This window comes from Pseudomonas sp. SDI (genome assembly GCF_003105155.1).
GTDB lineage: Bacteria > Pseudomonadota > Gammaproteobacteria > Pseudomonadales > Pseudomonadaceae > Aquipseudomonas.
Genome location: NZ_QETK01000046.1, coordinates 23,894 through 32,136, shown reverse-complemented (window position 1 = coordinate 32,136; position 8,243 = coordinate 23,894). Strand labels below are relative to the sequence as shown.

Annotated in this window: 8 protein-coding genes; 6 read left to right on the top strand and 2 right to left on the bottom strand. The window is 65.3% G+C overall.

The genetic code is table 11. From position 1 onward, the window contains the following. Positions 1-535 precede the first annotated feature (535 nt). The 6 genes from DCO48_RS21795 to DCO48_RS21770 all read left to right on the top strand — a co-directional run bounded on the left by DCO48_RS21795 (position 536) and on the right by DCO48_RS21770 (position 5,047). Positions 536-823, top strand: coding sequence for a hypothetical protein (locus DCO48_RS21795; RefSeq protein WP_116552680.1), 288 nt, complete (start codon positions 536-538; stop codon positions 821-823). A 97-nt stretch (positions 824-920) separates the two neighbouring features. Beyond that, complete coding sequence (locus tag DCO48_RS21790; RefSeq protein WP_116552679.1) at positions 921-1,226, top strand: MazG-like family protein; 306 nt, start codon at positions 921-923, stop codon at positions 1,224-1,226. After that, positions 1,223-1,972 carry a methyltransferase domain-containing protein gene (locus tag DCO48_RS21785; protein WP_116552678.1) on the top strand — a complete coding sequence of 250 codons (750 nt, stop codon included), beginning with the start codon at positions 1,223-1,225 and terminating at the stop codon, positions 1,970-1,972. Before DCO48_RS21790 ends, DCO48_RS21785 begins: the two co-directional genes overlap by 4 nt. Before the next feature lie 31 nt (positions 1,973-2,003). Then, positions 2,004-2,633 carry a DUF4136 domain-containing protein gene (locus tag DCO48_RS21780; RefSeq protein WP_116552677.1) on the top strand — a complete coding sequence of 210 codons (630 nt, stop codon included), beginning with the start codon at positions 2,004-2,006 and terminating at the stop codon, positions 2,631-2,633. Between the two features lie 19 nt (positions 2,634-2,652). Beyond that, positions 2,653-3,201, top strand: coding sequence for a DUF4136 domain-containing protein (locus tag DCO48_RS21775; protein WP_116552676.1), 549 nt, complete (start codon positions 2,653-2,655; stop codon positions 3,199-3,201). A 106-nt stretch (positions 3,202-3,307) separates the two neighbouring features. Continuing rightward, positions 3,308-5,047, top strand: a complete 1,740-nt coding sequence (locus tag DCO48_RS21770; RefSeq protein ID WP_133247631.1) for a TadG family pilus assembly protein — start codon at positions 3,308-3,310, stop codon at positions 5,045-5,047. Here DCO48_RS21770 and DCO48_RS21765 read toward each other — a convergent pair. Together DCO48_RS21765 and DCO48_RS21760 are read right to left on the bottom strand one after the other, a co-directional pair. Continuing rightward, entirely contained in the window at positions 5,019-7,733 is a 2,715-nt protein-coding gene (locus DCO48_RS21765; protein ID WP_116552674.1) for a PAS domain-containing sensor histidine kinase, read from the bottom strand. The genes DCO48_RS21770 and DCO48_RS21765 overlap by 29 nt on opposite strands. Beyond that, complete coding sequence (locus DCO48_RS21760; RefSeq protein ID WP_116552673.1) at positions 7,730-8,173, bottom strand: TadE/TadG family type IV pilus assembly protein; 444 nt, start codon at positions 8,171-8,173, stop codon at positions 7,730-7,732. Before DCO48_RS21760 ends, DCO48_RS21765 begins: the two co-directional genes overlap by 4 nt. Positions 8,174-8,243 lie beyond the last annotated feature (70 nt).

Below are 8,243 nucleotides of genomic sequence, written 5' to 3'. Positions count from 1 at the left end.
CGCCGTTGGCCCATGGATGGGCCGTCGGCGCGGTCCCCGCGGATCGTAGGCGGAGGGAGGGGACCCGGAGCGCAGCGTAGGGCCGAGAGGTGGGGCGAGCCCTTTGCTTACTTTGGGGCGTTTGCCAAAGTAAGCCGCCGTAAGGGCGGAAAGGTGAAGTGGCCTCGCCACGGCAAATGGATATGCCCAGCAAGATCGACAGCACCGCTCTGCGTAAGGACATCAAACAACGCCGTGCTGGTCAATTCAAAGTCCTACGACCTATCCTACGCAACCTGTCGATGCCAGCTGATTGCTGGGGGAACTATTGCCGACTAGCCTCTCGCACTCACCAAATAATTTGGTGATTGGGTTTGGCGACCCTGGCATTTAGTTTAGTGACCCCATAGCAATCGATCTATGGCGGCTGTGCGTGGGAGAGCTTCGGCTCTGCCGGGTTCCTAAGCTACCGGTTCGCCAACCCGCGCATAGCTGCCACCCTATTTTCGTTTGGCGACGAATGTTGGGTGGCTCCATTTTGCTTAGGAGATCCACCATGAAAAAGCACGTCCCCGATCCCCCCTCGCTTGCCACCTGCACCACCGTCGAAACCTCGATGGGCCACTGCCCCGACCACCCCGATTTATTCGCCGTACGCCCTGGCGTCAAAGCCGAAGACGCGCTGGTCCATATGGCCCTGCTGCTCAAATGCGCCCGCCTCACCTGCACCCAGACCATCGACGCCGCCAGCGACCAGGCCCGCGGCTTCGCCCAATGCACCGAACAAACCCTTGAACTGGCGTTGGGCTTGGCCACCGCGCTGCTCGGCGGCCTCGAACGCTAGAGCCCCCCTCACCGAGGGAGCCTGCCCCTGGCAACGATCCAGTGCTTGCGTTGCCGCGGGCGCAGGCTGAAGCTATAGCGCATCAGGAGACCCCCGCATGAATCTGCAAGAACTCACCCAGCGCCTGCACCAGATCCGCGACAACAACGACTGGCGCGGCTTCCACAGCCCGAAAAACCTCGCCATGGCCGCCAGCGTCGAAATGGCCGAACTGGTGGAAATCTTCCAGTGGCTCAGCGAAGACCAGTCCCGCCAACTGCCGCCCGAACAACTGGCCCACGCCGGCCAGGAAGTCGGCGATATCGTGCTCTACCTGTTGCTGCTGTGCAGCGAACTGGGGCTGGACATGGACCAGGTGGTGCGCAGCAAACTGGCCGACAGCGAAAGGCGCTTCGCCAAATGAACGACCGCCACTTCGATGAACTGGCGACCCGTTTCGCCGAAAAAATCTACGGCGGTGCCAAAGGCGCGATCCGCCTGGCGGTGCTCCAGGCCGACCTCGCCGAAGCCCTGCCCGAGCGCCCGCTGCGGGTGCTCGACATCGGCGCCGGGCTCGGCCACATGGCCTTGTGGCTGGCCGAACGCGGCCATCAGGTGACCCTCGCCGAACCCGCCGCACCGATGCTCGACGGCGCCCGCGAACGCTTCGCCGCCGCCGGCCGGCCGGCCACATTCATTCAGGCGCCCTGGCAGGACCTGCTCGGCCAGCTCACCGAACCCTACGACCTGGTGCTCTGCCACGCCGTGCTCGAATGGCTCGCCGAGCCGGAAACCATCCTGCCGGTGCTGCACCAGCTGACCCGCCCCGACGGCCTGCTGTCGCTGGCCTTCTACAACCGCGATGCACTGGTGTACCGCAACCTGCTCAAGGGCCATTTCCGCAAGCTGCGGCGCAACAGCCTGGCCGGCGAGAAGCAGAGCCTCACGCCGCAAAAACCACTTGATCCGCGCGAACTCAAGGCGCACCTTGAAGGTCTCTGGGCAGTCACCGCCGAGAGCGGTGTACGGGTGTTTCACGACTACATGCCCAAGGATTTCCAGGACAAGGCCGAACTGCTCGACCTGCTGGAAATGGAGCTGGCGCACCGTCGCCACCCGGCCTACGCCGGCCTGGGGCGCTACCTGCACTGGCTGTGCCGCCCACGCTGAGGACTCGCCCCGAACCTGCCGGGAGTGCCGTATGCCGTACCGTCTTAACCTGGGCCTGCTGGCCCTGGTCCTGGCCGGGTGCCAGGCCAGCAACCCGTATGTGGCCAGCTCACGCCCCCTGCCACCGGCACCGCCGCAGGCCGCCAGCACCTTCGACGCCAGCGCCTACCCGGCACCACCGCGCGACTACGGCCGCTACCGCAACTGGGCCTGGCGTAACAACCAACTGCCCACCGGCAGCGCCGACACCGACCCGGCCGCGCTGGCCGACGCGGTCAGTGCGGCCCTTGACCAGCACGGCCTGCGCCCGGCCCGCGAGGCCCGCAGCGACTTGCTGGTAAGCGCTAACCTGCGTGTCGAGCGGCGCCTGCGCCAGGTGCGCGACGACTACCCCTACGACAACTACGGCTACGGCGGCATGGGTTACAACCGTTACGGCGGCGGTTACCGCAACGGCTACGGCGTCTACGGCAGCGTGCCGATCGTGCGCACCTACGAGGTGGAAGTGATGGTGGTGCGCCTCGACCTGTTCGATGCTGGCAGCGGCCAGCCGGTGTGGAGCAGCAGCGCCGAAACCGCCAGCAAAGACAACCAGGGCGAGCGCGCCGACGCACTGCGCGCAGCCGTGCTAAAGGCCCTGAGCGGCTATCCTCCCAGCTAAAGCCATCGGAGTAATCATCATGTTCCGCCGTCTCGCCCTATTCGCGTTCGTGACGCTGCTGACCGCCTGTCAGAGCAACAACGTAACCCAGGACTTCGACGCCAGCCGCGACTTCGCCGCCTACCGCAGTTGGGTCTGGCAGGAACCGGCGCTGCAATACCGCCCCGACGACCCGCGGATCAAGAGCGACCTCACCGAACAGCGAATTCGCCAGTCGATTGCCGACCAGCTCGACCAGCGCGGCCTGCGCCCGGCTCAGGCCGGCAGCCGCGGCGATCTCAAGGTGCAGGCCTACCTGATCGTCGAGAACCGCCAGCAACAGATCACCACCAACTACGGCGGCGCCTGGGGCGGTTACTGGGGCGGCCCGGTGTACAACGAAACCCGCAGCGTCGACTACAAGGTGGCAACCCTCCAGGTCGACCTGTTCGATGGCCGCGACGGCAAGCTGGTGTGGCGCGGCAGTGCCGAGCAGATCATGAACAACTATCCGCCCAGCCCCAGCGAACGCGCCAGCGCCATTCAGAACACGGTGACCCAACTGATGGCCAACTACCCGCCGCATTGACCCGCACCGACCGTTCGCCCGATCAAGGCGAGTGGCCAGTATCTTGAACTACACTCCCTGAACGCACCGCGTTCGCGCACGGCCAAGCGCCGGCAAGGGAGTGCTCGTGTCTTTCCGTTTCGCTGCAAGGCAGCGCGGCGCCATTGGCTTGGTGGCTGCGGCCACGATGGGCCTGGCGGTGCTGTTTGGCTTGCTGGTGGTGGACAGCGGGCGGCTGTACTTGGAACAGCGCAAACTGCAGCGCGCAGCAGACATGGCTGCCCTGGAAGCGGTGACTGGACGTGGCGATTGCCTTGCTGGCGGAACAAGCGCGCTGGACCTGGCCAAAGCCGCCGCTGCGCGCAATGGACATGCGTTAGATGCCGACCACACCCTGTCGGTGGCATGCGGCATGTTGAACACTGGTGCGGCCAGCCTGCGCAGCTTCACCGTCGACGCCAACCGCAACGACGCTATTCGCGTCACCTTGCAGCACAGCGTACCAAGCAGCGTGGCCATGGCGCTGATCACCATGATGTCGGGCAAGAGTCACGCCACCACTATCAAGCTACAAGCCCAGGCCACGGCCGGACGCATCGGGCCGCCACTGGCCCAACTGAACATCACCAGCACCTTGTTGAGCATCGATACCGGACGTTCTCAGTTGCTCAACCAACTTATGAGCAGCCTGCTCGGTGCCCAGGTCAACCTCAACCTGGCTCAGTGGCAGGGGCTGCTACAAGCCAACGTCAACCTGCTGCAATATCTCGACAAGCTGGCGATCAAGGCCACGGTGAATGCCGGCAACTACACAGAGCTCCTCGGCAAGACCATCAAACTCGGCGACGTGTTTCTGGTGATGGCCGATGTGGCGGCGCAAAACAACCCACTGGTCGATGTCAGTGGTTTGCTAAGCCTCAGCGCTCTGACCAAGGATGCCGGCGGCATCGTTCTCGGCGAGCTGTTGAATATCCAAAACGGCGGCACCAATGCGGGTCTCGATGCCAACCTCAAGGCACTGCAACTGGTACAGGCCATGGCGCAGTTGGCCAACAGCAAACACGCCGCCGAGATAGAACTGCCGATCAGCCTGCTAGGCTTGGCCAACATCTCCACCAGAATCCGCATTATCGAGCCGCCGCAGTTTTCGGCCATTGGCGACCCACGCGAGGCCAAGGCCGACCCCAGGCTGCCCAAGCAGATCTACGTGCGTACGGCGCAAACCCGAATCCTGATTTCGCTCGACCTCAAACCCTTGCTCGGCGGGCTAAACTTGGGAATCGTCCAGCTCACGCCCAACCCCAGCCTTGACGTTGGCCTGGAGGTCTCCAGCGCCAGCAGCCACGTGACCGGCTTCAACTGCGCCTCGGCAGCCAGCAAGAGCTTGACCGTGGACAATCAGGCGGCGGCAGCAAAAGTGATGATCGGCACCATCAACAGGACCAATTTCTTCACCTCCACCAATCCGGCCAATGCCAGCCCGATGGTTCTGCTGCGTGTGGCGTTGCCGCTGGTGCCAGTCATCGACATCGGTTTGGGGGCCAACTCCCCACTCTTCAGCAGTAACGACAGGCACACCTACCTTCGCCCACCCGAGCTGGGACAGGCCTCCGCCTCTCACCACCTGTCGTCGAGCAATATCGTCGCCAGCCTGCGCGCCACACTCGCCGGGGTAGAACTCTCACCACAGATTCCACTGGTAAGTCTGGTGCTGAACCTGGTCACTGGCGTGATCGGTACCCTGCTTGGCAGCCTCCTCGACCCGATCATCAACAATCTGCTAACGCTGCTGGGTATCGATCTGAACGGCGTGGATGTCGGAGCCAACCTCAGTTGCATCACTGGCCGCCCGCAACTGGTGCTGTAGCCAACGGCAGTTCGATACAGAACTGCGCGCCTTCGTCGGCGTTGGCCACGCTCAGCCGCCCGCCCATGTTAGCGACGATGCCATAGCTCACCGACAACCCCAAGCCGGTGCCGACACCGCTGGGCTTGGTGGTGAAAAACGGCTCGAAGATTCGCTCCAGCAGGCGCGGGTCGATGCCACCGGCGTTGTCTTCCACCCACAGCAGCACCTTGTTGGCATGCTGCTCGGCGCTCAGGGCGATCCATGGGTGCAGGTCTCGCGCGGTTTCCAGGCGGCTGATCAGTGCATCGCGGGCGTTGACCATCAGGTTGATCAGCACCTGCTCCAGCTGGTCGGCATGCCCGCGCACAGCAAAACCGGCCAGCGGCGCGCCGATGCGCAGTTCCACGCCCTTGCCGCGCAAACCATCGCTAAGCAGCGACAAGGCGCCATCGATCGCCTGCCAGGGCTCGAACAGTTGCTGCTCCACCTCCGAGCGGCGGCCGAACACGCGCATGTGCTCAACCACCCGCGAGGCGCGGCTGACCTGCGCGTCGATGCGCTTGAGCTTGTCCTGCAGGTAGTCGAGCTGCACGTCGCCGCTTTCGAGGCGCTTGAGGGTATTGACCAGCGCCATGCGCATCACGTTGAGCGGCTGGTTGATCTCGTGCGCCAGGCCGGTGGCCATCTCGCCGAGGGTGGCCATTTTCGCGCTTTGCAACAGCTGTTGCTGGCTGCGCCGTACCTCGGTGTTATCGCGCCCCACCGCCTGTACTTCGAGCAGCGTGCCGTGCTCGTCGAACAGACCGCGGTCCGACCACACCCACCAGGCGAATTCCCGCCCCGGCAGTTGCAGGCAGACTTCCGCGCTGCTCAACGGCTGCGCCGGGGTAAGCAGGGCCAGGCGCTCGATGAAAGCCTGGCGCTGGGCGGCACTCATCCAGTCGCCGAGGTTCATGCCCGGCAGGTCCTCCGGGCGGCATTCCAGGTAATCGGCCAGCGGCCGGTTGCCGAACAGCAGGCTGAGGTCGGGGCAGTAGCGGCAGATCATCGCCGGCGAATCCTCCACCAGCACCCGGTAGCGCTCCTCGCTCTGGCGGATGCGCTCGGCGGCCAGGGTGGTTTCGGTCACGTCCAGCCACAGCCCGACCGCCTCCACCGGCAGGCCCAGATCGTCGCGCAGCAGCCGCGCCTCATCCAGCACCCAGTGATAGTCGCCACGGCTGTCGCGCAGGCGATAGCGGCTACGCACCTGGCCTTCGCGCAGCAGCACGCGGGCGCGCTCCAGCCACAGCGGCTGGTCGTCCGGGTGCAGCCAGTCGGCCGGGCGCAGGTGCTCGTTGGCCTGGGGTTGCCAGCCGAGCAGCGGGGTCAGGCTGGCGCTGAAGAATTCGGCGTGCAGAGCGCCGGCGTCGTAGCGCTGGATATAGATCACCGCCGGCGCCTGGTCGATGAGGTTTTCCAGGCGCGCCTGGGCGGCGCTGGCCTGCTGCTGTTGGCGCTTGATGTCGTCGATGTCGAGCATGAAAGCGTGCAGCCGGCGCCGCGGCCCTTCGCCCTGGACCTGCCCGCACAGGCGATACCAGTGGGCGACGCCGGCCGGGTCGGCGGGCAGCAGGCGCACGTTCAGTTGCAAACTACCGCCATCGCGTTGCAGGCCGCCGAAGGCTAACTGCGCGGCTTCGCGGTCGGCCGGGTGAATCAGCCCGAACCAGCGCGGCAAGGCCAGCGGCGTGCTCACCCCCAGGCTCTGCGCCAGCCCCGATGCGATGTGCAGATCGGGCTCGTGCAGCGCCCATTCCAACCAGCCGGCACCGAGCAGGCCCTGCACCGAATCCAGGCGCTGTTCGCTGGCGTGCAGGCGCTGCCCGGCCAGGCGCCCGAGCAGCGGTTCGAACAGCGCGCCGAGCAGGCTCTTGGCTTCTTCCACCGGCAGCGGCTGGGCCGGTGTGGCGCACAGCAGCCAGGCCTGCACGCGGTGTTGCTGGGCATAGGGCAACAGGAAAAAGCGCTTGTCCGGGTACAGCGTGTGCAGCGCCGGGATATCACTGCTGGCCAGCACTGGCGCAGGCTGCAACTGATCCAGCAAGGCGCTCAGGCGGCCATCCTCGGCCCACGGCAATTCGGCTTCGCTACGGGCGAACAGCTGCCAGCCCGCGGCACCGTGCAGGAGCAACGCGGTCCATTCGCTGTGCCAGTGCCAGGCCAACCGTTGCAGCTGTTCGCCGGCCACTGCGGGCAGGTGCTCCAGGCCGCAATCGCGCAAGGCGCCGCCGAGCTGCAAGGCCAATTGCTGCTGCAGGTGCAACTGGGCGCCCTGGTGCTGCTGCTGCACCAGGTCGCTGACATCGAACAGTTGCAGTAGCCAGCCGCCGTCGCGCGGCAACAGCCAGCCCCGGGTGTGCAGGATGTGATCGCCGGGGGTGCGGAAGTCCAGGTCCAGGGGTTGCCCCTGCCAGTCGGCCGGCTCGCCTTCAACTACCAGCAGGCTATGCGGGTGTAAATACTCATGCAGCCGCGTGTCGTGGCCATGCACCAGCGCCAGCGCCGTGCGCAGCGGCCCGCACAGGCGCTGCACCCGCGCCTGCGGGTCGAGCCACAGTTGCAGGCCGACGGCGGGCGGCGCCATGCTGTCGTGCTCGGGCACGGCACCGGCCCTTTCCGGACGGCTGCGCCAGCGTCCGAACAAGCTCGGCCCGCCGCTCAAAGCTGCAGGCTCGCCTGAGCACCAAGCTTGGCGGGAATGCGCGGCACCTCACCGATCAGCGGCAGGTTGAGCACCGGTATCACGGCGGTGAGCTTGGCCTTGTCGTAATTGATAGTGACGGTCAGCAGGTTGGCGGCCGTCAGGTTGATGTTCGCATCGGCAGCCACCTGAAACTTCAACGGCCCGCTCATCCACGACAACTGTTGTTCCAGCACGGCCTTGGCGGTGGCCTGGACGTCGGCGGCGTACGTGCCGCTGCTCGGGTCCAGCGCCACGCAGCGACGCACGGCCTCGCTGCTAGCCTGGTTGAACGACTGCACCATCAGCAGCGGCAGGCTGAAACCGAGCAAGCCGTAGAACACCGCGAAGAACATCACGAACACCAGGGCGAACTCGATGGCCGCCGCACCTTTTTGCCGTCTTCCCAGGCTTGCTTTCATGTTCGCGTCTACCCTGACAGTGACACCTGACTAACAGCATAGATTCATTCATGACCAAGGGATGGCATTT

What these genes read in the sequence shown, in the direction of transcription:
- DCO48_RS21790 (WP_116552679.1), top strand. Translation starts at nt 921, where the DNA reads ATGAATCTGCAAGAACTCACCCAGCGCCTGCACCAGATCCGCGACAAC.
- DCO48_RS21785 (WP_116552678.1), top strand. Translation starts at nt 1,223, where the DNA reads ATGAACGACCGCCACTTCGATGAACTGGCGACCCGTTTCGCCGAAAAA.
- DCO48_RS21760 (WP_116552673.1), bottom strand. Translation starts at nt 8,173, where the DNA reads ATGAAAGCAAGCCTGGGAAGACGGCAAAAAGGTGCGGCGGCCATCGAG.
- DCO48_RS21775 (WP_116552676.1), top strand. Translation starts at nt 2,653, where the DNA reads ATGTTCCGCCGTCTCGCCCTATTCGCGTTCGTGACGCTGCTGACCGCC.
- DCO48_RS21780 (WP_116552677.1), top strand. Translation starts at nt 2,004, where the DNA reads ATGCCGTACCGTCTTAACCTGGGCCTGCTGGCCCTGGTCCTGGCCGGG.
- DCO48_RS21795 (WP_116552680.1), top strand. Translation starts at nt 536, where the DNA reads ATGAAAAAGCACGTCCCCGATCCCCCCTCGCTTGCCACCTGCACCACC.